Source organism: Kumtagia ephedrae (assembly GCF_003012745.1).
Classification (GTDB): Bacteria; Pseudomonadota; Alphaproteobacteria; order Rhizobiales; family Rhizobiaceae; genus Kumtagia; species Kumtagia ephedrae.
Genome location: NZ_PXYK01000004.1, coordinates 233654 through 254610 on the forward strand (window position 1 = coordinate 233654; position 20957 = coordinate 254610).

Below are 20957 nucleotides of genomic sequence, written 5' to 3' on the forward strand. Positions count from 1 at the left end.
AGACGAGCCGTTGCGGTCCGTCCATGTTGCCACTGGGGGACAGTTTACTTAATTCCGCTCTCGCCCGGTTCGCCGGGCGCAGCCCCGAACACGGAATTAAGTAAACTGTCCCCGGTGCCTGTTCACCGATACGGCGCGTCGAGCGCGAGGTTGCGCGCGAGCTCGCGCTCCCACCGGTCGCCGTTGGCGAGCAGCTTGTCCTTGTCGTAGTAGAGTTCCTCGCGCGTCTCCGTCGCGAATTCGAAATTCGGTCCCTCGACGATGGCGTCGACCGGGCAGGCCTCCTGGCAGAAGCCGCAATAGATGCACTTCACCATGTCGATGTCGTAGCGCACGGTGCGGCGCGTGCCGTCGTTGCGGCGCGGACCGGCCTCAATGGTGATGGCCTGCGCCGGGCAGATCGCCTCGCACAGCTTGCAGGCGATGCAGCGCTCCTCGCCGTTGGGATAGCGGCGCAGCGCGTGCTCGCCGCGGAAGCGCGGGCTGAGCGGCCCCTTCTCGTGCGGGTAGTTGATGGTCTCCTTCGGCGCGAAGAACTGCCGCATCGACAGCACGAAGGCGCCGACGAATTCCTTGAGCAGCAGCGACTTGGCGGCCTGGGCTAGCGCTGACATCTTCTCATTCTCCAGCAAACAGCGGGCCGACGAACCAGCCCACCAGCGGCATCAACACGAACTGGCTGAGGCCGGTTATGTTCAGAACCTTCTTGGTCTCGGGCAGGTCCACCCGTGAGGCCAAGAGCCGCAGCAGGTAGAAATCCGCCGCCGCGACGACCAGGCCGACCAAGGCGCCGATCAGGCTCGCGCTCATGGTTTGGCTCCCGCCTTCTGCCTGTCGGCGGGCGTGCCGAACGCGGCGTCGCGGCCGCGCGTATAACCCGACTGGCGCGGCAAGTCATCGGCAAAGGCCACCCAAGGCAGCCGTTCCTGCCAATAGCCATGCGCCTGCGGCGTAAAGCGCTCCGGGTGATCGAAGAAGCCGATCGCCAGATAGTGCTCGTCGGCCAGGCCGTCGTCGACATAGCCGATCGACGTGCCGCAACGGCCGCAGAAGCTGCGGGTCACGCCGGGCGTCTTCGAAAACGTTCTCGGCGTGCCGCGGCTGAAGCGCACCTCCGCCGGACGATAGCCGACCCAGAGCATCAGCGGCCCGCCTATGGCGCGGCGGCAGTCGGCGTCGTGGTCGCTGACGACCCAGAACGGCTCGCCATGCATTTCCGCGGCGATGTCGCCGCAGAAACAGGCGCCCGTCTCGACCCGCACGCTGTCGCCGCCCGTCCCTGCCATCACGCCAGCCCCGTCAGCTTCAGGAAGGCGGCGGTGATGACGACCATCGCCAGCGAGATCGGCAGAAACACCTTCCAGCCGAGCCGCATCAGCTGGTCGTAGCGGTAGCGCGGCACGAATGCCTTCACCATGGCGAACATGAAGAACACCAGGCAGACCTTGAGCACGAACCAGATGACGCCCGGCACCCAGGTGAACGGCGCGAAGTCGAAGGGCGGCAGCCACCCACCGAGGAACAGGATGGTGGTGAGCGCGCACATCAGCACGATCGCCACATACTCGCCGAGGAAGAACAGCAGGAACGGCGTCGACGAATATTCGATCATGTGGCCGGCGACGAGCTCAGATTCGGCTTCCACCAGGTCGAAGGGCGGCCGGTTCGTCTCGGCCAGCGCCGAGATGAAGAACACGACGAACATCGGGAACAGCGCCAGCCAATGCCAGTCGAGGAAGGTGTTGGGCAGGCCGAGATGGGTGCCGAGGCCGTCGCTCTGCGACAGCACGATGTCTGTGAGGTTGAGCGAGCCGACGCACAAGAGCACGGTGACGATGACGAAGCCGATCGACACCTCGTAGGACACCATCTGCGCCGCCGACCGCAACGCGCCAAGGAACGGATATTTCGAGTTCGACGCCCAGCCGCCCATGATGACGCCATAGACTTCCAGCGACGAGATGGCGAAGACGTAGAGGATGCCGACATTGATGTTGGCGACCGCCCAGCCCTCGTCGACCGGGATGACCGCCCAGGTCGCCAGCGCAAGGGCGGCCGACACCACCGGGGCGAGCAGGAACACGCCCTTGTTGGCGCCCGACGGGATCACCGGCTCCTTGAACACGAACTTGAACAGGTCGGCGAAAGACTGCAGCAGACCCCATGGCCCTACGACGTTCGGGCCGCGGCGGAGCTGCACGGCCGCCCAGATCTTGCGGTCGGCATAGAGCAGGTAGGCGACGAAGATCAGCAGCACAACAAGCAGCACGACCGACTTGATCAGGATGATCAGCGCCGGCAGCACGTAGACTGTGAGAAAGGATTCCATGCTGCGTCTCTACTCGGCTGCCTGCTTGAACCCGCCCCTGGCCAGGGCCGAGCATTCCGCCATCACGGCCGACGCCCGGGCGATTGGGTTCGTCAGATAGAAGTCTTCGACCGGCGATGCAAACGCGGTTTTCGTCAGGGCGCCGCCGAGTTGCGCAGCCTTGCCGATATCGGCCACGCTGCCCGGCAGGATCTCGTCGATCTCGGCGAGATGCGGATGGGCCTGGTGGAGCGATGCCCTGAGCTGCGCCAGCGAATCGAACGGCAGCCGCTTGCCGAGCACGTCGGACAGCGCCCTGAGAATCGCCCAGTCCTCGCGCGCGTCGCCGGGCGCGAAGCCGGCGCGGCTGGTCTGCTGCACCCTGCCCTCGGTGTTGACGTAGGTTCCCGACTTCTCGGTGTAGGCGGCCGCCGGCAGGATGACGTCGGCGCGGTGCGCGCCGCGGTCGCCATGGGTGCCGATATAGACGACGAAGGCGCCTTCCGCCTTGGCGAGGTCGAGCTCGTCGGCGCCGAGCAGGAACAGCACGTCGCTGCCGCCCAGCATGCCAGCGACGTCCCTGCCGCCCTCGCCCGGCACGAAGCCGATGTCGAGGCCGCCGACGCGCGCCGCCGCCGTGTGCAGCACGGCAAAGCCGTTCCAGCCGTCCTTGACCACGCCGGCGGCTTCCGCGAGCTTCGCGGCCAGGCCGAGCACCGCGGCGCCGTCCGGCCGCGCCAGCGCGCCCTGGCCGACGATGATCATCGGATGCTTGGCGTTCTTCAGCACGTCGAAGAAGCCGCCGCGTCCCGCCGCCAGCTCCTTCAGCGTCTCCGGTCCGGCACCCAGCGGCTCATAGGGATAGCGCAGGTCGACGGCCTCGCCGACGACGCCCACCGCCAGCGGCTCGGTCATGCGGTAGCGCTTGCGGATGCGGGCGTTGAGCACCGAGGCCTCGAAGCGCGGATTGGCGCCGACGATCAGGATGGCGTCGGCCTGCTCGATGCCCTCGATGGTCGGGTTGAAGATGTAGCTGCCGCGACCGAGTGAAGGATCAAGCGCCGCGCCGTCCTGCCGGCAGTCGACGTTCTGCGAACCGAGCGACTGGATCAAGAGCTTCAGCGCATACATCTCCTCGACCGCCGCGAGATCGCCGGCGATGGCGCCGATCTGGTCCGGGGCCGACTTGGCCACCGCATCCTTGATGGCGGCAAAAGCCTCCGGCCAGGTTGCCGGCGCGAGACTACCATTCCTGCGGACATATGGCCGGTCGAGCCGCTGCGTGCGCAGCCCGTCCCAGATGAAGCGGGTCTTGTCGGATATCCACTCCTCGTTCACCTGGTCGTTGACGCGCGGCATGATGCGCATCACCTCGCGGCCGCGTGAATCGACGCGGATCGCGGAGCCGACGGCGTCCATCACGTCGATCGATTCGGTCTTGGTGAGCTCCCACGGCCGCGCCGTGAAGGCGAACGGCTTTGAGGTCAGCGCGCCGACCGGGCAGAGGTCGACGACATTGCCCTGCAGCTCCGAGGTCATCGCCTGCTCAAGATAGGTGGTGATCTCGGCGTCCTCGCCGCGGCCGATCAGGCCGAGCTCTGAGATGCCGGCAACCTCGGTGGTGAAGCGGACGCACCGCGTGCAGTGGATGCAGCGGTTCATGATCGTCTTGACCAGCGGGCCGATATACTTGTCCTCGACCGCGCGCTTGTTCTCCTGGTAGCGCGAGGAATCGACGCCGAACGCCATCGCCTGGTCCTGCAGGTCGCATTCGCCGCCCTGGTCGCAGATCGGGCAGTCGAGCGGGTGGTTGATGAGCAGGAACTCCATCACCCCTTCGCGCGCCTTCTTGACCATCGGCGTGTTGGTGAAGATCTCCGGCGCCTCGCCGTTCGGGCCGGGGCGCAGGTCGCGCACGCCCATGGCGCAGGATGCGGCCGGCTTGGGCGGCCCGCCCTTCACCTCGATCAGGCACATGCGGCAGTTGCCGGCGATCGACAGCCGCTCGTGGAAGCAGAAACGCGGCACTTCGGCGCCGCCCGCCTCCGCCGCCTGCAGCAGCGTGTAGTGGTCGGGTACGTCGATCTCGTTCCCGTCGACCTTGAGTTTTGCCATCACTTACCCCCGGCGGCCTGCGCCGCCTCGTATGCCTGCATCATGTCGTTGACGCTGATGCCGTTGATCGTCATTCCGGCGATCTGTGCCTTCTCGATCTTCACATTGCTCATGTTCACGTCGCGGAACAGGGCGTTGGAGAGGTTGGCGTCGACGACGCTCGCATTGCTGAGCAGCACCTTGTCGAACGCCGCCGCCGACAGGTTGGCGTTGTGGAAACGCGTGTTCGACAGGTTGACGTCGTCGAAACGCGAATTCGCCATCGTGGCGTTCTTCACGTCGAGGACGTCGCGGGTGTCGTGGATTTCCATCGCCGGTCCTTAGGTCTTCACGCCGGCGAGCTTCGTCGCCTGGCCGATCCAGTCGTCGCGGTCGATGCGGCCGGAGAAACCGAGCGAATCCTCGACCCAGGCGATCTCGTCCTTGGACCAGGCGGCGATCTGCGCATAGGTCCACACGCCGAGGCCGTTCAGAACCTGCTCCAGCTTCGGGCCGACGCCGGCGATCGCCTTGAGATCGTCCGGCCGCGCCGGCTTGCCGATCGCCGCCGGCTTTCGGAGTTCCCCGGATGGAGGGGCGGCAGGCGCGGCACCAGCCTGCGGTGTCGCCTCGACCGCCGCCTTTCCAGTTGCAGCGGGTTGCACCGGCGCGGAGCCGGCGGCTTTCGGCCCGGCGCCGGTCCCGGATTTTTCTGCCGGGGCCACCTTGATCCGAGCAACTTTCGGTGCGGATTGGGCCGCCTTCCCGGCCCTGCTCTCGACCTTCCCGGCCTGCGGCTTGCCGGGAAGCATCCCGGCCTCGGCGATCAGCGTCGAGGCGGCCATCTTCGCCCGCGCCTGCGGCGTGCGCGCGGTATCGCGGAACTCGTGCGCATCGGCGGCGGCTTCCTCGAACATCGGCAAGAACAGCCGGCGCGACGCGGTCGCGGCGCCGGCCATCGAGCCGAGCCACGCGCCCATCGCCTGGCTGGCGAGACCGACGCCAAGCGCCGACATCGCCGCCGCGCCCGCAAGCGGATGCGCCATGAGGTTTACGGCGCCGGCCATCTCGGCCGGCATCGGAACCCCCATCTGCTTCATCGCATCGTCCAGCATCGTCTCACTCGGCAATAGTCCATCGGGAATGGAAAACATCGACATGGCATGCTTCCTTGTCGTCTGTTCCGTCGCCCGCGTTGACCGCCTCCAACCTGTCGTACGTTCTGCTCGTCTCCGATCCGCTACTCGGCCGCAACCAGCACCGGCTCGGCGCGATGAGCGTTGCGGGTGAATTCGTCGATACGCCGTTCGATCTCAGGCCGGAAGTTGCGGATCAGACCCTGGATCGGCCATGCCGCCGCGTCGCCCAATGCGCAGATCGTATGCCCCTCGATCTGCTTGGTGACGTCGAGCAGCATGTCGATCTCGCGCTTCTGCGCCTCGCCGCGCACCAGCCGTTCCATCACCCGCCACATCCAGCCCGTGCCCTCGCGGCACGGCGTGCACTGGCCGCAGCTCTCGTGCTTGAAGAAATAGCTGAGCCTGGCGATCGCCTTCACGATATCCGTGGACTTGTCCATGACGATGACAGCAGCCGTGCCGAAGGAGGATTTGCGCTCCCGCAGCCCGTCGAAATCCATCGGGCAGTCGATGATGTCCTCGGCCTTGACCACCGGGCACGAAGCGCCGCCGGGGATGACGGCGAGCAGATTGTCCCAGCCGCCGCGGATGCCGCCGCCGTGTTTCTCCACCAGCTCGCGGAAGGTGATGCCCATCGCCTCCTCGACCGTGCAGGGCGTGTTCACATGGCCGACCAACATGAACAGTTTCGTGCCGACATTGTTGGGCCGGCCTATGGAGGAGAACCAGGCGGCGCCGCGCCGCAGGATGGTGGGCGCCACCGCGATCGACTCGACGTTGTTGACCGTCGTCGGGCAGCCGTAGAGGCCCATATTGGCGGGGAAAGGCGGCTTCAGCCGCGGCTGGCCCTTCTTGCCCTCCAGGCTTTCCAGCAGCGCCGTCTCCTCGCCGCAGATATAGGCCCCGGCGCCGTGATGGACGTAGATGTCGAAATCGTAGCCGTTGATGTTGTCCTTGCCGATCAGGCGGGCGTCGTAGGCTTCGTCGATCGCCCGCTGCAGCGCCTCGCGCTCGCGGATGAACTCGCCGCGCACATAGATGTAGGCGGCGACCGCGCCCATGGCGAAGCCAGCCACCAGGCAGCCTTCCACCAGCGTGTGAGGATCGTGCCGCAAGATGTCGCGATCCTTGCAGGTTCCCGGCTCCGATTCGTCGGCGTTGACGACCAGGTAGGAGGGGCGGCCGTCGCTCTGCTTGGGCATGAACGACCATTTCAGGCCGGTCGGAAAGCCGGCGCCGCCGCGGCCGCGCAGGCCGGACGCCTTCATCTCGTTGATGATCCAGTCGCGCCCCTTGTCGATGATCGCTTTGGTGCCGTCCCACTGGCCGCGCGCCATCGCGCCCTTCAGCGACCTGTCGAACAGGCCGTAGATGTTGGTGAAGATGCGGTCTTTGTCCTGAAGCATTGATCGTCCCTCAGACCGGCTTCTTGCCGAACACGCGGATGTATTCGGCCACGCCGCCCTTGGCGAGCGCCTTGGCCTGCTTCACCCAGTCGTCACGTTCGATGCGGCCCTTGAAATTCAGGTAGCCGTCGACCCATTCGCGCTCCGCTGTCTTCCACGCGGCCACCTGGGCGAAGGTGTAGATGCCGAGCGAATGCAGGATGCCCTCGATCTTCGGCCCGACGCCCGAGATCAGCTTGAGGTCGTCGACCACCGCCGGCTTCTCGATGCCGGCCGGACGGTTCCTGTCCCCGAGCGATGGCCTGGCAACCTGGGCCTTGGCACGAGCCGCGCCCTGCCTGGTCTCCGGCGCCTTGAAGGCGGTGACGGGCTCGTCGTGCGGGGCCCGTCCGCTGCGCTGCTTCTCCACCTTCTCGACGGCCTCCGCCGCCTTGTTGGCGGCAGCGGCCGAATGGACCGGCGCGCCGACGCTCGCAGCCTTCTCGCCGTTCTGGCTGGCCTTCTCGGGCGACGGCGTCTTGATCGCCGGGTTCGTCTCCGGCGCGTCAGTCTTGGGCTTGGCCGACTTGGACGGCGGCACGCTCGCCGCCTCACCGGCGTCAGCCATCGCCGCCTCCCGCGCCTCGCGGTCGCGGGTCGCCTTCAGCACCGCCTTCTCCTCGGTCAGGCTGGTCAGGCCCCCGATCGGCGCCGAAACGCTGCGCGCCGTCTGCGGGCCAGGTATCACCGTGTCGCCCTTGCCTGTCTCGAAGGCGTCGATGATCTCGGCAAGCCGTTCCGGTGTCAGGTCCTCGTAGGTGTCCTTGAAGATCATCACCATCGGCGCATTGACGCAGGCGCCGAGGCACTCGACCTCCTCCCACGACAGCGTGCCTTCGGCATTGGGGTGGAACTGGTCGTGATGGATCTTCGAGCGGCACACATCCATCAGCTTCTCGGCGCCCATGATCATGCAGGGCGTCGTGCCGCAGACCTGGATGTGGGCTTGGCGGCCGACCGGCTTGAGCTGGAACTGGGTGTAGAAGGTGGCGACCTCCAGCACGCGGATCAGCGGCATGTCGAGCATGCCGGCGACATGCTCGATGGCGGCCTTGGTCACCCAGCCTTCCTGCTCCTGCGCGAGCATCAGCAGCGGGATGACGGCCGACTGCTGGCGGCCCTCGGGATATTTGGCGATCCAGCGCTGCGCCTCGCCCACCATCTCGCCGGCGAAGGCGAAGGTGGCAGGCTGGACGGCTGGCTCGGCAAGACGGCGAACGGACATTTACGGACGAACCCTAGCGTACTGGCTTGCAATATTGGGTGACGATCTCGGCGGATTGCGGCGTCTCGGCAACGAAGCACATCATCAGCCGGTCGCCGTCGTCGTCCTCCAGCAGGATTCCCGGCCCGGCATCGGACGGAAACACCCCGACCACGTCGTAGCCCTGCTTTAGCAGGCTTTCGACTGTGGGCTTGTCCTGCGCCATCGCCGGTACGGCGAGCAGCGAAAGGGCAAGACCAAGAAGCGATGCTTTCGCCGGGACGCCTCGCCGTAGATGAGAGTCAACCCGCATCTTCAGTGTCACCTTCGGTCAAAAAATCGGACACCGCCACGATAAGGCCGGGCGGCGATAGCTCGACCTCACCCGAGGTAATGATTCGGGTAGAAATCGGATACTTTTCGTCGCCGCGGCTGTGATGAATGAGCGAACGGCTAAAAGGATCGACGATTAGATAGTGAAGGATGCTCGGTACACGAAAGTACTCGGCCACTTTGGCGCCGGTGTCGCTGCGAACACTGGAGAGCGAAACGACCTCCAGCACGATGATCGGCTCATCGATCAGCAACGAGTCCGGATCGGCTGGCTTGCATTGCACCGAAACGTCGGGCTCGCGGACCGTTGCATCGTCAATCCGAATACCGACGCCGTCGCCAAAGGCGGTGCACTGTAGCCCGGCCCGCTTTATTGCATTGCGCAAGGCCAGCCAGGCCTCGTTCTTGATCTGGACGTGACGAACCGTTTCCGGCGACATCATGATCACCTCGCCGCCCACGAGCTCAAACCGGCCCTCGGCCTGGGACTGGGACCAGCGCAGATAGTCCTGAACGGCCAGTTTCGTCTTCGGCAGCGCCACCATCATCGATCCACCTCGCCGAACACGATGTCGAGTGAGCCCAGCACCGCCGAGACGTCGGCGAGCATGTGGCCGCGGCAGAGGAAGTCCATAGCCTGTAGATGCGCGAATCCGGGCGCGCGCAGCTTGCAGCGATAGGGCTTGTTGGTGCCGTCGGAGACGAGGTAGACGCCGAACTCGCCCTTCGGCGCCTCGACCGCCGCGTATACCTCGCCGGCCGGCACATGAAAGCCCTCGGTATAGAGCTTGAAGTGGTGGATGAGCGCTTCCATCGAGCGCTTCATGGCGGCGCGCTTCGGCGGCACGACCTTGCCGTCCATGTTGGAGACCGGCCCGACGCGCTCCTTGCCGAGCAGCAGGTCGATGCACTGGCGCATGATCTTCGCCGACTGGCGCATCTCCTCCATGCGGATGAGATAGCGGTCGAAGCAGTCGCCGTTCTTGCCGATCGGCACGTCGAACTCCATCTCGGCGTAGCACTCGTAGGGCTGGCTCTTGCGCAGGTCCCAGGCAGCGCCCGAGCCGCGCACCATCACGCCCGAAAACCCCCAGGCCCAGGCGTCGTCGAGCGACACCACACCGATGTCGACGTTGCGCTGCTTGAAGATGCGGTTGGGGGTGAGCAAATTGTCGAGGTCGTCGAGCGTCTTGAGAAACGGGTCGATCCAGCGGCCGATGTCCTCGATCAACTCCGGCGGCAGGTCCTGGTGCACGCCGCCCGGGCGGATGTAAGCCGCATGCATGCGCGAGCCGCTCATGCGCTCGTAGAAGACCATCAGCTTCTCGCGGTCGACAAAACCCCACAGTGGCGGGGTGAGCGCACCGACGTCCATCGCCTGGGTGGTGACGTTGAGGATGTGCGACATGATGCGGCCGATCTCGCAGCACAACACGCGCACGATCTGCCCGCGCTTCGGTACCTCGATGCCCAGCAGCCGCTCCACGGCGAGCGCGAAGGCGTGCTCCTGGTTCATCGGTGCGCAATAGTCGAGCCGGTCGAGATAGGGCACGGCCTGCAGGTAGGTCTTGGCCTCCATCAGCTTCTCGGTGCCGCGGTGCAGCAGCCCGATATGCGGATCGACCCGGTCGACCACCTCGCCGTCGAGCTCCAGCACGAGGCGCAAAACGCCGTGCGCCGCAGGATGTTGCGGCCCGAAGTTGATGTTGAAGTTGCGGACGTCGATTTCAGGCATGGGCGCGTTCCGCGCAGTGAATGGTGAATGGTGAATAGTGAATGGTCATGGCTCCGGCCCGATATCGAGCGACCGCACGTACTGAACCAGCCGCTTTCCCAGTCGGGAACAGCGCTCGTTCACCCTGCTGACCTCCGAAGACTCCAACAAACTCACTCGCACACAGAGCGCGAGATGCGTTTCGAGTTCCTTCAGGGAGCCTTGGGCGATTCGCAGGAATTGAATGAAAGGGCGTCTTTGCCCGCGCCCCCACCCCTCCGCGATATTGGCCGGAATGGAGGCCGCGCAGCGACGCAGTTGTGACGCCATGCCGAACAGTTCGTCCCGCGGAAGCTGCTTCGTCAGACGATAAACGTCCTCCGCAATGTCCATCGCCTCCTGCCAGACGATCAGATCGCGGTAGTCGCGTATCGGCTCGGACTTCTTGTCCATTCACCATTCACTATTCACCATTCACTGCTTCGCCTTTTCATCGCCCGGCAGCACGTAGTCCGTGCCTTCCCAGGGCGAGAGGAAATCGAAATTGCGGAATTCCTGCTTGAGCTCGACCGGCTCGTAGACCACGCGCTTGGCCTCGTCGTCGTAGCGCACCTCGACGAAGCCGGTCAGCGGAAAATCCTTGCGCAGCGGATGCCCCTCGAAGCCGTAGTCGGTGAGGATGCGGCGCAGGTCCGGGTGGCCGGAGAACAGGATGCCGTAGAGGTCGTAGGTCTCGCGCTCGAACCAGTCGGCACCGGGATAGACGGCGGTGGCGGAAGGGACCATCGTCTGCTCATCGGCCTCCACCTTGATGCGCACGCGCAGGTTCTGGCGCGGCGACAGGAGATGGTAGACGACGTCGAAGCGCTTGGCCCGCGCCGGATAGTCGACGCCGGAAATATCGATGAACGACACGAACTGGCACTGCACGTCGTTTTTCAGAAACGTCAGCACGTCGACGATGTCGCTTGCCTCGACCGACAGCGTCAGTTCGCCATAGGCGACGACGGCGCCGCCCAGCCGCCGGCCAAGCTTCTCCGTGAGGTAGGCCGAGAGATCGTTGAGAGCTTCGCTCACTTGTGCGACTCCAGTTCGCGAACTCTTTCCCCGCCCAGCGCAGACCGGATATTCCGCTGACCCGTTTCCAGCCTGCTCAGCCGCTCGCCGGTTTCCTTTCGAAACGCTGCCAAGTCCGCCTGGATTTCGCGGAGCAGAGGCAAGACAAGATCCTTGGGCTCAGCCATGCCGTCACCGCTCGATCGTGCCGGTGCGGCGGATCTTCTTCTGCAGCAGCAAAATGCCGTAGAGCAGCGCTTCCGCCGTCGGCGGGCAGCCCGGCACGTAGATGTCGACCGGCACGATGCGGTCGCAGCCGCGCACCACCGAATAGGAATAGTGGTAGTAGCCGCCGCCATTGGCGCAGGAGCCCATAGAGATGACGTAGCGCGGCTCCGGCATCTGGTCGTAGACCTTGCGCAGCGCCGGCGCCATCTTGTTGGTCAGCGTGCCTGCCACGATCATGATGTCGGACTGGCGCGGGCTGGCGCGCGGCGCGACGCCGAAACGCTCGCTGTCGTAACGCGGCATCGAGGTGTGGATCATCTCGACCGCGCAGCAGGCGAGGCCGAAAGTCATGAACATCAGCGAGCCGCTGCGGGCCCAGTTGATCAGCGCCTCGGACGACGTGACCAGAAAACCCTTGTCGGACAATTCGTTGTTCAGATCACCGAAGAACGGGTCGTCGGCGCCGACCGGCTTGCCAGTCCGCGGATCGAGAATGCCCCTCGGCTGCGGCGCGACGAGCGTGGTCGTGCTCAGTTCCATTCCAGCGCACCCTTCTTCCACTCATAGACGAAGCCGATCGTCAGCACGGCCAAAAACACCATCATCGACCAGAAGCCGAACATGCCGATCTCGCCGAAGGACACTGCCCACGGGAACAGGAAGGCCACTTCGAGATCGAAGATGATGAACAGGATCGACACCAGATAGAAGCGGACATCGAACTTCATGCGTGCGTCGTCGAAGGAGTTGAAGCCGCACTCGTAGGCGGACAGCTTCTCCGGATCGGGGTTGCGATACGCCACCAGATAGGGTGCAACCACCAGCACCACAGGGATGACGATCGACACACCGAGGAAGATGATGACGGGAAGATATGAACCGAGTAGCCCGTCCATGCTCCGACCTTCCGTTGGCGATCCTGACTTCAAATCATAGCACGGAACGGGAGGCTGGGAGCGCGACAGTCTGACCCGCCGGCCACCTGCCCGAAACCTTGCTGCGATGCGGCAGAGCGTTAGCGCAGGCTCGGAAGCGACGCAAGCCGATCCTTGGCTAAAACATGGCGGACGTCCCGACAGTCCTTGTCAGGAGGTCCCCGCAAAGCGGGTGGACGGGTGCCGGGCGGGTCGGCCATATGGTTGCGGCAACAAACACCGACGAATGCTGGTGAATCGCGCATGAAGGATCGAATCTCGCTGCCCCTCGCCCGCCGCATCGCCATCGCGGCGCAGGGGCTCTCCGAGCCGCGGCCGGTTGGCCCAATCACCCGCCGCCATCTGGCAAGGGTGCTGGAACGCCTCGGCCTGCTGCAAATCGATTCCGTCAGCGCCGTGGTGCGCGCCCACTACATGCCGCTGTTCTCGCGGCTCGGAGCCTACCCGATGGCGCTGCTCGACGACGCGGCCGCACCGGGCCGCAAGCGCATGCTGTTCGAATACTGGGCGCACGAGGCGTCGCTGCTGCCGCTCGAGTCCTGGCCGCTGATGCGCTGGCGCATGGAGCGAGCGCGCGACAATGACGACCGGGAAATCTACAAGGGCCTGGCCCGCTGGGCCGACGCCAACCGCCCGCTGATCGAGTTGATCTACCGGCGCGTCGCCGAGGAGGGCCCGATCGCCGCCTCCGACATAGACGGAGCGAAGGGCAAGGGCGGCTGGTGGGGCTGGAGCGACGAGAAGCACGCCTTCGAATGGCTGTTCTGGGCCGGCAGGATAACCACGGCGGCCCGCCGCGGCTTCCAACGCCTGTACGACATCCCCGAGCGTGTGCTGCCGAAGGAGGTGCTCGCCTTGCCGGAGCCGGCGCCGGAGGACGCGCATCGCGAATTGCTGCGGCGCTCCGCGCGCGCCCTCGGCATTGCCACCGCGAGCGACCTGCGCGACTATTTTCGCCTGTCGCCGGCCGACATTAAGGGCCGTGTCGAGGAACTGGTCGAGACGGGCGACCTCTTGCCGGTCGCCGTCGAGGGTTGGCGGAACCCGGCCTATCTCTTCGCCGGCGCGCGCATGCCTCGCAAGGTAGAGGCGCGCGCCCTGCTTGCCCCGTTCGATCCGCTGGTGTGGGAGCGCTCGCGGGCCGAGAGGCTGTTCGACTTCCACTATCGCATCGAGATCTACACGCCCGCCGAGAAGCGCCAGTACGGCTATTACGTCCTGCCCTTCCTGCTCGGCGACACCATCGTCGGCCGCGTCGACCTCAAGGCCGACCGGCCGGCCGGCGTGCTGCGTGTGATGGCCGCTTATTCGGAACCGGGAGCACCGTCGCACACGGGCGCCGAACTCGCGAAAGAGCTGGAGTTGATGCGCGACTGGCTGGGTCTGGAGCGCGTCGAGGTATTGCCCGCCGGCGACCTTGGACCGACACTTGCCGGTATTCTGCCAGCGGCGGCGTGAGCCTCGCGCAACCGGTCTAAGAAGGCCGAGCTCGGCCAGTTCCCGCCGCAGCTTCGGCGGAATCTCCATCAGCTCCGGCCCGGCTGGCCGAGATCGGCCCGCGTCGGCCCCGGAAGGCGCGGCTGCCACTCGGTGCGCTCCACTTCGGATCGAAAACCAGCGGCCAACGCCTAAGAGGGGCCCGTCTCACGTCGAGCCGACAGGAGAGCGACGCGGTCCGCGGGCACGCGGCACCGTGAGGCGCTCAGCACTCCACCACGTTGACGGCCAACCCGCCGAGACTGGTCTCCTTATAGCGCTCGTTCATGTCGAGGCCGGTCTGGCGCATGGTCTCGATCGCCGCGTCGAGCGGCACGAAATGCGTGCCGTCGCCCTTTATGGCGAGCGAGGCCGCCGTCACCGCCTTCACCGCACCCAGGGCGTTGCGTTCTATGCACGGCACTTGCACCAGCCCGGCCACGGGATCGCAGGTCATGCCGAGATGATGCTCCAGCGCGATCTCGGCAGCGTTCTCGATCTGCCGCGGGCTACCGCCCATGACTGCCGCCAGCCCCGCCGCCGCCATCGCCGAGGCGGAGCCCACCTCGCCCTGGCAGCCGACCTCGGCGCCGGAGATCGAGGCGTTGGTCTTGATGATGCCGCCGATGGCAGCGGCGGTGAGCAGAAAGTCGCGGATGCCGTGGTGATCCGAATCGGGATGAAAATGCAGCCAGTAGCGCAGCACCGCCGGCAGCGTGCCGGCCGCGCCGTTGGTCGGCGCAGTCACCACGCGGCCGCCGGCGGCGTTCTCCTCGTTGACGGCCATGGCGTAGACGGACAGCCAGTCATTGGCGAGCAGCGGGTTCGGCCGGTTCTGTCGCCACTCCTCGTCGAGCTTCTGGTGCAGCATCTTGGCGCGGCGGCGCACTTTCAGGCCGCCCGGCATGATGCCCTCCTGGCTAAGGCCCCGCTCGATACAGCCGCGCATGGCAGACCAAATGGCGTCCAGCCCTTCGTCGAGCTTTTCGCGTGAGGTCACCGTTTCCTCGTTGGCGCGCTTCATCTCGGCGATGGAGAGGCCGCTGGCATCGGCCATGGACAGCATTTCGGCCGCATCGGCGAAGGGATATGGCACGTCCGGTCCGGCGGCCTTCGCCGTCCCGCCCTTCATGCGCTGCAACTCCTCCTCCGACACGACGAAGCCGCCGCCGATGGAATAGAAGACACGGCGCAGCACCAGATGGTCATCCGTGTCATAAGCGTAGAAAGTCATGCCGTTGGCGTGCCCGGGCAGCGCCGTTTTCCTGTCGAGCACCAGATCGACGGCCGGGTCGAAGCGATAGGAGGGATGGCCGGGCGGCGAAATGCGTTTCGCCGCCTTGATCGCCTCGATCTGCGCATCAGCCTTGTCGGGGTCGACCGTCGTCGGCGTCTCGCCCGCGAGCCCGAGAATGACCGCGCGATCGGACCCATGCCCTATCCCGGTATAGGCGAGAGAGCCGTGCAGGCTGGCGCCGAGGCGGCCGACCCTGGTGCCGGCCGGGCGCGGCCAGTCGCTGCCGGCGACCTCGTCGAGAAAGCGCCGCGCCGCCGTCATCGGCCCCATCGTGTGCGAGCTCGAAGGGCCGATCCCGATCTTGAACAGGTCGAACACGGACAGAAACAAGCGGCGCTCCCTGGCTGAGGGCGTGCCGACGCCCTTTGGCTACATATCGGGCTTTTGCTAGGCTGGGACTAGGCTCAGGCCGAAATCCGCTTCTCCGGCCGCGACATGGCCAGCGCAGAAGCGTCTTTCGGCAAAGAAAAAGGCGCGGTCGCCCGCGCCTTCGGAGAGGAGTATTCGGCCGCCGGTCAACCTGTAGCGAGAAGCGCGTTGCCTCCGACCAACCAAGCGAGAAGCACGATGCCCGCGAAGCCGATGACCGCCTTGGCGGTGAGGCCCCAGCAGGACTTCTGAATTCCGTCGTCCATGATATTCCTGTTGTTGCTGGTCCCGCCGACGCATCGCCTGGCGGGCCCCGATCAGCCGGCTCAATACGCCTTCGGCGCCACTTTCGCAACGGGAAAAACGGCGAAACCGTGGCAGGCAGGCGGGCCATTGTGTCTCAAGCACTATGCATTTTAACAAAATCAGCGATTTACCGGCACCTCGCGGTAAACCATGCCTTTACTGGTGAGGCGGATTCGAGGCGTGTCCGGTCCGGATGGCCATGCGCTGGAAATCCCGGCAATGCCCGCTCCCTTTCCGGCATTCGCCGCATTACGCTGGCGGCATGGCCGAATCGCTGCCTCTCACGCTCGGGGATCTCGTCGCCCTCGCCTTCTTCCTGGCGGTCTGGGTGGTGCACGGGCTGGCGGCCGGCGGCCACATAACCAGGCGCGTATCGCTCACCACCGCCATGAATGCGCAGCGGCTTGCCTGGATGCGCACCATGGGCCGGCGCGAGTTGCGCATGATCGACACCAGCATCATGGTCGGCCTGCAGCAGGGTACGGCCTTCTTCGCGTCCAGCGCGCTGATCGCCATCGGCGGCTGCTTCGCCCTGCTCAACGCCTCGGATCATGTGCTGATGATCGTCGCCGACGTGCCGCTGGCAGCGCAGCCGTCGCGCCAGGCCTTCGAGTTCAAAGTGCTGGGCCTGATCGCCATCCTCGCCCACGCCTTCTTCAAGTTCGGCTGGTCCTACCGGCTGTTCAACTACTGCTCGATCCTGGTCGGCGCCGTGCCCATGCACAAGGACGCCGCCCACGATCCGGCCGAGTTGGAGGCGGGCATCGAGCGCGCCGCGTGCATGAACATGCTGGCCGGCGCGCATTTCAACGCCGGGCTGCGCGCCATCTTCTTTTCGATCGCCTATCTCGGCTGGTTCATCAATCCGGCGGCCCTGGCGCTCACCACCTGCCTGCTGTTCGCCGTGCTCCTGCACCGGCAGTTCTTCTCCGAGGCGCGACGGGTAGCGTTGGGGGAAGGCAGTAGGGATCAGGCAGTAGGGCAGTAGGGCAGTAGGGCAGTAGGGCAGTAGGGCAGTAGGGCAGTAGGGCAGTAGGAGGGGAACGCGACCTTGCCGTACAGTCAATGGGTCGCGTTACAGTTTTCCATTTTACATGAGTTTCGGGGCGGCTGAGTACGGTCGCCCTACTGCCCTACTTGCCTCGCTTCAGGAAACGGTGAATCGATGCGCCCCGACAGCCAATAAGCGAGAAGCCCGATCCATTCGCGGATGCCAAGCGTGGTGGCCTGAACCGAATCGATGGCATTGTCGGCGAAGAACAGGCTTTCGCGGCCGCTGGTGCGGTAGTCGACCGGCCAGGGCAGTATGGCGAAGCCGGCTTTTTCGAACAGCGCCATCGAGCGCGGCATGTGGAAGGCCGAGGTCACCAACAGCCAGGTCTCGCCTGGAGCCGGTGAAACCAGGCGCTTGGTGAAGACCGCGTTCTCATAGGTGTTGCGCGATTCATTCTCCAGCACCAGCCGGGCGGGATCGACGCCGAGCGCCGTCAGCAGCCGCGGCGCGGTGGCGCCATCGCCCTCGCCTTCGAGCACGAGCGTGCCGGCACCGCCGGTCACCACGATCCGTGCCTTGGGATAGCGTCGCGCCAGGATGGCCGCCTCGACGTAGCGGTCGCCGCCGGCATTGAGCTCGTAGCCGCCGCGCACAAGATTGATCGCCCCTTCCAGCCCGCCGCCGAGCACGACGATGCCGTCGACCTTTTCTGGTACCGGGTTCGGGCGCTGGAAGCGTTCCTCTAGCGGATTGAGCAAGGTCTGGCCAAATGAGGTCCAGGTGGCAATCGCCAGGATGACCAAGGCGGCCGCCATGCCTGCCTGCATCAGCCGCTTACGTCGGAAAAAGCCGAAGACGAGCCCCGCCGCCAGCAGAAAGATAACGAGATTGAGGGGTTGGGCGAAGAACCAGAAGATTTTGGAGAGGTAGAAGAACATGGCTCAGACCGCCGGACAGCATCTGTCGAAAGGCCACGCTGCTTCGCGCGAACCTTTCCTGCCAATGCCGGATTGGCCTACCACCACTTCTCCGGCTGGAACCGCCCGGCCGCCTGCTCGATGACATGGGCGGTCTGGAACAGCGTCTCCTCGTCGAACGGCTTGCCGATGAGCTGGAGACCGAGCGGCAGGCCGCGCGCGTCGAGGCCCGCGGGAACGGCGATGCCCGGCAGGCCGGCCATGTTCACGGTGACCGTGAAAATGTCATTGAGGTACATCTTCACCGGGTCGGAGGCCATGTCCTCGTCGGCGATGCCAAAGGCCGCGGACGGTGTCGCCGGCGTCAGGATGACGTCGACGCCGGCGTCAAACACCGCCTCGAAGTCGCGCTTGATCAGCGTGCGCACCTTCTGCGCCTGCAGGTAATAGGCGTCGTAATATCCGGCAGACAGCACATAGGTGCCGATCATGACGCGGCGCTTGACCTCGCGGCCGAAACCGGCGGCGCGCGTCTTCTCGTACATGTCGACGATGTCCTTGCCCGGCACGCGCAACCCGTAACGCACGCCGTCGTAGCGGGCGAGGTTGGACGAGGCTTCCGCCGGGGCGACGATATAATAGGCCGGCAGCGCGTATTTCGTGTGCGGCAGCGAGATGTCGACGATTGTCGCGCCGGCATCCTTCAGCCAGGCGATGCCCTTCTGCCACAGCGCCTCGATCTCCTCGGGCATGCCGTCGACGCGGTATTCTTTGGGGATGCCGACCCTCATGCCCTTGATCGGGCGACCGATGGCCGCCTCGTAGTCGGGCACGGGCATGTCGACGGACGTCGTATCCTTCGCATCGACGGAGGCCATCGATTTCAGCAGGATCGCCGCGTCGCGCACGTCGCGGGCGATGGGTCCGGCCTGGTCGAGCGACGAGGCGAAGGCCACCACGCCCCAGCGCGACACGCGCCCGTAGGTCGGCTTGATGCCGATCGTGCCGGTGAAGGCTGCCGGCTGGCGGATCGAGCCGCCGGTGTCGGTCGCGGTCGCGCCGGCGCACAGGAAGGCGGCGACCGCCGCTGCCGAGCCGCCCGAGGAGCCGCCCGGCACCAGCCGCGCATTGTCCAGCGTGCGCGCTTCCCGCACCCCGCCGCCGGCCGGGACGAACCCACCTTCGTCCAGATGGATCGTCGGCGTCACGCTCTGCTCGAGGCGCTGGCGCCGCCACGGATTGACGACCGGGCCGTAATGCGAGGTCTCGTTGGAGGAGCCCATGGCGAACTCGTCCATGTTGAGCTTGCCCAGCATGACGGCGCCGTCGGCCCAAAGGTTGGATGTGACGGTCGATTCATAGCGCGGCTTGAACCCATCGAGGATGTGGCTGCAGGCCTGCGTGTGCACGCCCTCGGTCGAAAACAGGTCCTTGATGCCGAGCGGAATGCCCTCCAGCGCGCCACCCTCGCCCTTCGCCATCTTCGCGTCGGAGGCTTTCGCCATGTCGCGGGCCTTGTCGTGGGTCACCGCGACATAGGCGTTGAGGGTGGCATTCGCCGCGTCGATCGCATCGAGATAGGCGTCGGTCAGCTCGGCCGAGGTGATCTCCTTGCCGCGCAGTTTGTCGCGGGCGTCCGCGATCGTCAGTCTGGTCAGGTCGGTCATGGTCGTCGCGCTCAGTTGGCCAGGGTCTTCTCGTAGAAGACCGAATAGGAAGAAGCGGGGTAGTCGAGCACCGGCCCGCAGCGGGTGAAGCCGGCCCGCTCGTAGACGGCCCAGGCGGCCGGGTGGCGGTCGCAGGTTTCCAGCACCAGCCGCGTCAGCCCTTCGTCACGCGCAAGGCGCTCGATGCGCGACACGATGCCGGCGCCGACGCGACGGCCGCGGAATGCCGGGCGGGTATACATGCGCTTCACCTCGCCGATTCCACCCGCATGGCGCTTCAGCGCGCCGCAGGCGACCGCCTGGCCGTCTTCGCGCGCGATGAACACGGTCGTGTCCGGTTCCGCCATCTGCTCGGCGGTCATGTGGTAGCAGTGTTCCGGCGGCGTCAGCTCCAGCAGCGCGGCATTGAGCTCGGCGATCAGCGCCCTCACCTCGTCCTGCAGCGGGCTTTCGACGGCGATCTCGACGGCCGTCGTCATTCCACGACCTTCGGCACGAGGAAGAAGTGCTCGGCCGTGGCCGGCGCATTGGCGACGATGTCGGCCGCCTTGCCGCCGTCGGTGACGGCATCCCGCCGCTTCTTCATCGCCATCGGCGTCACCGAGGTCATCGGCTCGACACCCGTCACATCCACCTCGTTGAGCTGCTCGACGAAGCCGAGGATGGCATTGAGCTCGCCGGTCATGCGCTCGGCATCCTCGTCGGTGACGGCGATGCGGGCAAGGCGCGCGACGCGCTTCACGGTGGTGGTATCCACGGACATGTTGAAACTCCGGCAGACCGGCAGGGCGTTTCTGCGGCTATACCGGCAGGGCGCCGTGGGTGCAACAGCCACCGGCGCTTCGCGCGGGTTTCGGGGCCCGCGCATGGCGCCGGCCATGGCGAGACGCTGCGAGCGTCGCCGAGGGGCTGCGCATGAACAAGTCAGGCCGCCGCCTTCTTCGCCAGCTCCTCGAGCTTCAGCACCGAGTTCCAGTTGCGGGCGGTGTTCTCGACGCCGATGAGCTTGTCGAACTTTTCCGCCATCCTGGAGACGCCGAAGCCGCCCGGCGTGTGGATATAGGCGACCTTGCCAACAACCGCGATGCGCTCGCCGTCCCCGGCAAGGGCACGAATCGCCTCGACATTCTTCTCGTCCGGCTCCTCGGCCAGCACGGCGGCGTGCAGGAATTTCGGCACCGAGACCGCATCCGGAAACGGATTTTTGGCGATCAGCTCCGACCATTCCTGCAGGGTCGGCGCATGGATCGCCTTGGTGAAGCCGAACTTTTCGCGGCAGATCTCAGCAACCTTGGCAACGGTTTTGTCGCGCGACAGGCTGGTCCGCACGATTGCGTTGCCGCTGTTGATGTAGGTCGCGACATTCTCGAAACCCGCCGCGCTGAGGGCTTCGCGCAGCGGCGCGGTCGGCAGCTGCGTCGCGCCGCCGACGCCACGGAACAAGAGGATGTAGACGGTCACGGCACCAAGTCTCC

At 65.8% G+C, this 20957-nt stretch carries 25 protein-coding genes; 2 read left to right on the plus strand and 23 right to left on the minus strand.

All coding sequences use genetic code 11. The features are described from left to right. Nucleotides 1-122 precede the first annotated feature (122 nt). The 17 genes from nuoI to C7I84_RS05820 all read right to left on the minus strand — a co-directional run bounded on the left by nuoI (nucleotide 123) and on the right by C7I84_RS05820 (nucleotide 12417). Entirely contained in the window at nucleotides 123-614 is a 492-nt protein-coding gene (nuoI, locus tag C7I84_RS05745; protein WP_106771195.1) for an NADH-quinone oxidoreductase subunit NuoI, read from the minus strand. A gap of 4 nt (nucleotides 615-618) precedes the next feature. Next, on the minus strand, nucleotides 619-810 hold the full coding sequence (locus C7I84_RS05750) for a hypothetical protein (protein WP_106771196.1): 192 nt from the start codon (nucleotides 808-810) through the stop codon (nucleotides 619-621). After that, nucleotides 807-1286 (minus strand): GFA family protein, encoded by a 480-nt coding sequence (locus tag C7I84_RS05755; protein WP_106771197.1) that lies wholly within the window; start codon nucleotides 1284-1286, stop codon nucleotides 807-809. Before C7I84_RS05755 ends, C7I84_RS05750 begins: the two co-directional genes overlap by 4 nt. Then, nucleotides 1286-2329 carry an NADH-quinone oxidoreductase subunit NuoH gene (gene nuoH / locus C7I84_RS05760; RefSeq protein ID WP_106771198.1) on the minus strand — a complete coding sequence of 348 codons (1044 nt, stop codon included), beginning with the start codon at nucleotides 2327-2329 and terminating at the stop codon, nucleotides 1286-1288. The genes C7I84_RS05755 and nuoH overlap by 1 nt, the downstream gene beginning before the upstream one ends. Before the next feature lie 9 nt (nucleotides 2330-2338). Then, nucleotides 2339-4423, minus strand: coding sequence for an NADH-quinone oxidoreductase subunit NuoG (gene nuoG / locus C7I84_RS05765; protein ID WP_106771199.1), 2085 nt, complete (start codon nucleotides 4421-4423; stop codon nucleotides 2339-2341). Then, nucleotides 4423-4734, minus strand: coding sequence for a pentapeptide repeat-containing protein (locus C7I84_RS05770; protein WP_106771200.1), 312 nt, complete (start codon nucleotides 4732-4734; stop codon nucleotides 4423-4425). Before C7I84_RS05770 ends, nuoG begins: the two co-directional genes overlap by 1 nt. 9 nt (nucleotides 4735-4743) lie before the next feature. Then, on the minus strand, nucleotides 4744-5562 hold the full coding sequence (locus C7I84_RS05775; RefSeq protein WP_106771201.1) for an NADH-quinone oxidoreductase subunit E: 819 nt from the start codon (nucleotides 5560-5562) through the stop codon (nucleotides 4744-4746). 80 nt (nucleotides 5563-5642) lie between these two features. After that, nucleotides 5643-6947 carry an NADH-quinone oxidoreductase subunit NuoF gene (gene nuoF / locus C7I84_RS05780; RefSeq protein ID WP_106771202.1) on the minus strand — a complete coding sequence of 435 codons (1305 nt, stop codon included), beginning with the start codon at nucleotides 6945-6947 and terminating at the stop codon, nucleotides 5643-5645. 10 nt (nucleotides 6948-6957) lie between these two features. Continuing rightward, nucleotides 6958-8211 carry an NADH-quinone oxidoreductase subunit E gene (locus C7I84_RS05785; RefSeq protein WP_106771203.1) on the minus strand — a complete coding sequence of 418 codons (1254 nt, stop codon included), beginning with the start codon at nucleotides 8209-8211 and terminating at the stop codon, nucleotides 6958-6960. 13 nt (nucleotides 8212-8224) lie between these two features. Next, complete coding sequence (locus C7I84_RS05790) at nucleotides 8225-8503, minus strand: hypothetical protein (RefSeq protein WP_133170062.1); 279 nt, start codon at nucleotides 8501-8503, stop codon at nucleotides 8225-8227. After that, the gene (locus tag C7I84_RS05795; RefSeq protein WP_106771205.1) at nucleotides 8493-9071 is read right to left on the minus strand and encodes a Uma2 family endonuclease; all 579 of its coding nucleotides are present in this window, start codon (nucleotides 9069-9071) and stop codon (nucleotides 8493-8495) included. The genes C7I84_RS05790 and C7I84_RS05795 overlap by 11 nt, the downstream gene beginning before the upstream one ends. Next, nucleotides 9068-10258 carry an NADH-quinone oxidoreductase subunit D gene (locus C7I84_RS05800; RefSeq protein ID WP_106771206.1) on the minus strand — a complete coding sequence of 397 codons (1191 nt, stop codon included), beginning with the start codon at nucleotides 10256-10258 and terminating at the stop codon, nucleotides 9068-9070. The genes C7I84_RS05795 and C7I84_RS05800 overlap by 4 nt, the downstream gene beginning before the upstream one ends. A 45-nt stretch (nucleotides 10259-10303) precedes the next feature. Continuing rightward, entirely contained in the window at nucleotides 10304-10690 is a 387-nt protein-coding gene (locus tag C7I84_RS05805) for a four helix bundle protein (protein ID WP_106771207.1), read from the minus strand. 21 nt (nucleotides 10691-10711) lie between these two features. After that, the gene (locus C7I84_RS05810) at nucleotides 10712-11314 is read right to left on the minus strand and encodes an NADH-quinone oxidoreductase subunit C (RefSeq protein WP_106771208.1); all 603 of its coding nucleotides are present in this window, start codon (nucleotides 11312-11314) and stop codon (nucleotides 10712-10714) included. Next, nucleotides 11311-11481 carry a hypothetical protein gene (locus C7I84_RS29930; RefSeq protein ID WP_165815991.1) on the minus strand — a complete coding sequence of 57 codons (171 nt, stop codon included), beginning with the start codon at nucleotides 11479-11481 and terminating at the stop codon, nucleotides 11311-11313. The genes C7I84_RS05810 and C7I84_RS29930 overlap by 4 nt, the downstream gene beginning before the upstream one ends. A 4-nt stretch (nucleotides 11482-11485) precedes the next feature. Further along, nucleotides 11486-12061 (minus strand): NuoB/complex I 20 kDa subunit family protein, encoded by a 576-nt coding sequence (locus C7I84_RS05815; RefSeq protein WP_106771209.1) that lies wholly within the window; start codon nucleotides 12059-12061, stop codon nucleotides 11486-11488. After that, a complete protein-coding gene (locus tag C7I84_RS05820) occupies nucleotides 12052-12417 on the minus strand; it encodes an NADH-quinone oxidoreductase subunit A (protein ID WP_106771210.1) in 366 nt (121 codons plus the stop codon). The genes C7I84_RS05815 and C7I84_RS05820 overlap by 10 nt, the downstream gene beginning before the upstream one ends. Before the next feature lie 282 nt (nucleotides 12418-12699). On the opposite strand from C7I84_RS05820, the gene C7I84_RS05825 reads away from it, so the two are divergent. After that, a complete protein-coding gene (locus C7I84_RS05825) occupies nucleotides 12700-13914 on the plus strand; it encodes a winged helix-turn-helix domain-containing protein (RefSeq protein ID WP_106771211.1) in 1215 nt (404 codons plus the stop codon). Nucleotides 13915-14158: 244 nt separating this feature from the next. Here the strand turns inward: C7I84_RS05825 and C7I84_RS05830 are convergent, their stop codons facing one another. Beyond that, nucleotides 14159-15559, minus strand: a complete 1401-nt coding sequence (locus C7I84_RS05830) for an L-serine ammonia-lyase (RefSeq protein ID WP_106771212.1) — start codon at nucleotides 15557-15559, stop codon at nucleotides 14159-14161. Between the two features lie 607 nt (nucleotides 15560-16166). Between C7I84_RS05830 and C7I84_RS05835 the strand changes: the two genes are divergently transcribed. Further along, nucleotides 16167-16892 (plus strand): DUF599 domain-containing protein, encoded by a 726-nt coding sequence (locus tag C7I84_RS05835; protein ID WP_106771286.1) that lies wholly within the window; start codon nucleotides 16167-16169, stop codon nucleotides 16890-16892. Between the two features lie 137 nt (nucleotides 16893-17029). Here C7I84_RS05835 and C7I84_RS05840 read toward each other — a convergent pair whose 3' ends face one another. The 5 genes from C7I84_RS05840 to C7I84_RS05860 all read right to left on the minus strand — a co-directional run bounded on the left by C7I84_RS05840 (nucleotide 17030) and on the right by C7I84_RS05860 (nucleotide 20943). Beyond that, nucleotides 17030-17836, minus strand: a complete 807-nt coding sequence (locus C7I84_RS05840) for a YdcF family protein (RefSeq protein ID WP_106771213.1) — start codon at nucleotides 17834-17836, stop codon at nucleotides 17030-17032. 77 nt (nucleotides 17837-17913) lie between these two features. Then, a complete protein-coding gene (locus tag C7I84_RS05845) occupies nucleotides 17914-19482 on the minus strand; it encodes an amidase (protein WP_106771214.1) in 1569 nt (522 codons plus the stop codon). An 11-nt stretch (nucleotides 19483-19493) separates the two neighbouring features. Continuing rightward, entirely contained in the window at nucleotides 19494-19961 is a 468-nt protein-coding gene (locus tag C7I84_RS05850; protein WP_106771215.1) for a GNAT family N-acetyltransferase, read from the minus strand. Next, the gene (gatC, locus tag C7I84_RS05855) at nucleotides 19958-20245 is read right to left on the minus strand and encodes an Asp-tRNA(Asn)/Glu-tRNA(Gln) amidotransferase subunit GatC (RefSeq protein ID WP_106771216.1); all 288 of its coding nucleotides are present in this window, start codon (nucleotides 20243-20245) and stop codon (nucleotides 19958-19960) included. The genes C7I84_RS05850 and gatC overlap by 4 nt, the downstream gene beginning before the upstream one ends. Before the next feature lie 161 nt (nucleotides 20246-20406). After that, the gene (locus tag C7I84_RS05860; RefSeq protein WP_106771217.1) at nucleotides 20407-20943 is read right to left on the minus strand and encodes a DUF1697 domain-containing protein; all 537 of its coding nucleotides are present in this window, start codon (nucleotides 20941-20943) and stop codon (nucleotides 20407-20409) included. Nucleotides 20944-20957: the final 14 nt, after the last annotated feature.

Excerpts from the sequence above, each read along its gene's own strand:
- C7I84_RS05800 (WP_106771206.1), bottom strand. The coding sequence starts at position 10,258 with ATGCCTGAAATCGACGTCCGCAACTTCAACATCAACTTCGGGCCGCAA.
- C7I84_RS05840 (WP_106771213.1), bottom strand. The coding sequence starts at position 17,836 with ATGTTCTTCTACCTCTCCAAAATCTTCTGGTTCTTCGCCCAACCCCTC.
- nuoI (WP_106771195.1), bottom strand. The coding sequence starts at position 614 with ATGTCAGCGCTAGCCCAGGCCGCCAAGTCGCTGCTGCTCAAGGAATTC.
- nuoH (WP_106771198.1), bottom strand. The coding sequence starts at position 2,329 with ATGGAATCCTTTCTCACAGTCTACGTGCTGCCGGCGCTGATCATCCTG.
- C7I84_RS05850 (WP_106771215.1), bottom strand. The coding sequence starts at position 19,961 with ATGACGACGGCCGTCGAGATCGCCGTCGAAAGCCCGCTGCAGGACGAG.
- C7I84_RS05785 (WP_106771203.1), bottom strand. The coding sequence starts at position 8,211 with ATGTCCGTTCGCCGTCTTGCCGAGCCAGCCGTCCAGCCTGCCACCTTC.
- C7I84_RS05825 (WP_106771211.1), top strand. The coding sequence starts at position 12,700 with ATGAAGGATCGAATCTCGCTGCCCCTCGCCCGCCGCATCGCCATCGCG.
- gatC (WP_106771216.1), bottom strand. The coding sequence starts at position 20,245 with ATGTCCGTGGATACCACCACCGTGAAGCGCGTCGCGCGCCTTGCCCGC.
- nuoF (WP_106771202.1), bottom strand. The coding sequence starts at position 6,947 with ATGCTTCAGGACAAAGACCGCATCTTCACCAACATCTACGGCCTGTTC.
- C7I84_RS05815 (WP_106771209.1), bottom strand. The coding sequence starts at position 12,061 with ATGGAACTGAGCACGACCACGCTCGTCGCGCCGCAGCCGAGGGGCATT.
- C7I84_RS05845 (WP_106771214.1), bottom strand. The coding sequence starts at position 19,482 with ATGACCGACCTGACCAGACTGACGATCGCGGACGCCCGCGACAAACTG.
- C7I84_RS29930 (WP_165815991.1), bottom strand. The coding sequence starts at position 11,481 with ATGGCTGAGCCCAAGGATCTTGTCTTGCCTCTGCTCCGCGAAATCCAG.
- C7I84_RS05820 (WP_106771210.1), bottom strand. The coding sequence starts at position 12,417 with ATGGACGGGCTACTCGGTTCATATCTTCCCGTCATCATCTTCCTCGGT.
- C7I84_RS05805 (WP_106771207.1), bottom strand. The coding sequence starts at position 10,690 with ATGGACAAGAAGTCCGAGCCGATACGCGACTACCGCGATCTGATCGTC.
- nuoG (WP_106771199.1), bottom strand. The coding sequence starts at position 4,423 with ATGGCAAAACTCAAGGTCGACGGGAACGAGATCGACGTACCCGACCAC.
- C7I84_RS05790 (WP_133170062.1), bottom strand. The coding sequence starts at position 8,503 with ATGCGGGTTGACTCTCATCTACGGCGAGGCGTCCCGGCGAAAGCATCG.
- C7I84_RS05770 (WP_106771200.1), bottom strand. The coding sequence starts at position 4,734 with ATGGAAATCCACGACACCCGCGACGTCCTCGACGTGAAGAACGCCACG.
- C7I84_RS05835 (WP_106771286.1), top strand. The coding sequence starts at position 16,167 with ATGGCCGAATCGCTGCCTCTCACGCTCGGGGATCTCGTCGCCCTCGCC.
- C7I84_RS05775 (WP_106771201.1), bottom strand. The coding sequence starts at position 5,562 with ATGTCGATGTTTTCCATTCCCGATGGACTATTGCCGAGTGAGACGATG.
- C7I84_RS05750 (WP_106771196.1), bottom strand. The coding sequence starts at position 810 with ATGAGCGCGAGCCTGATCGGCGCCTTGGTCGGCCTGGTCGTCGCGGCG.
- C7I84_RS05795 (WP_106771205.1), bottom strand. The coding sequence starts at position 9,071 with ATGATGGTGGCGCTGCCGAAGACGAAACTGGCCGTTCAGGACTATCTG.
- C7I84_RS05755 (WP_106771197.1), bottom strand. The coding sequence starts at position 1,286 with ATGGCAGGGACGGGCGGCGACAGCGTGCGGGTCGAGACGGGCGCCTGT.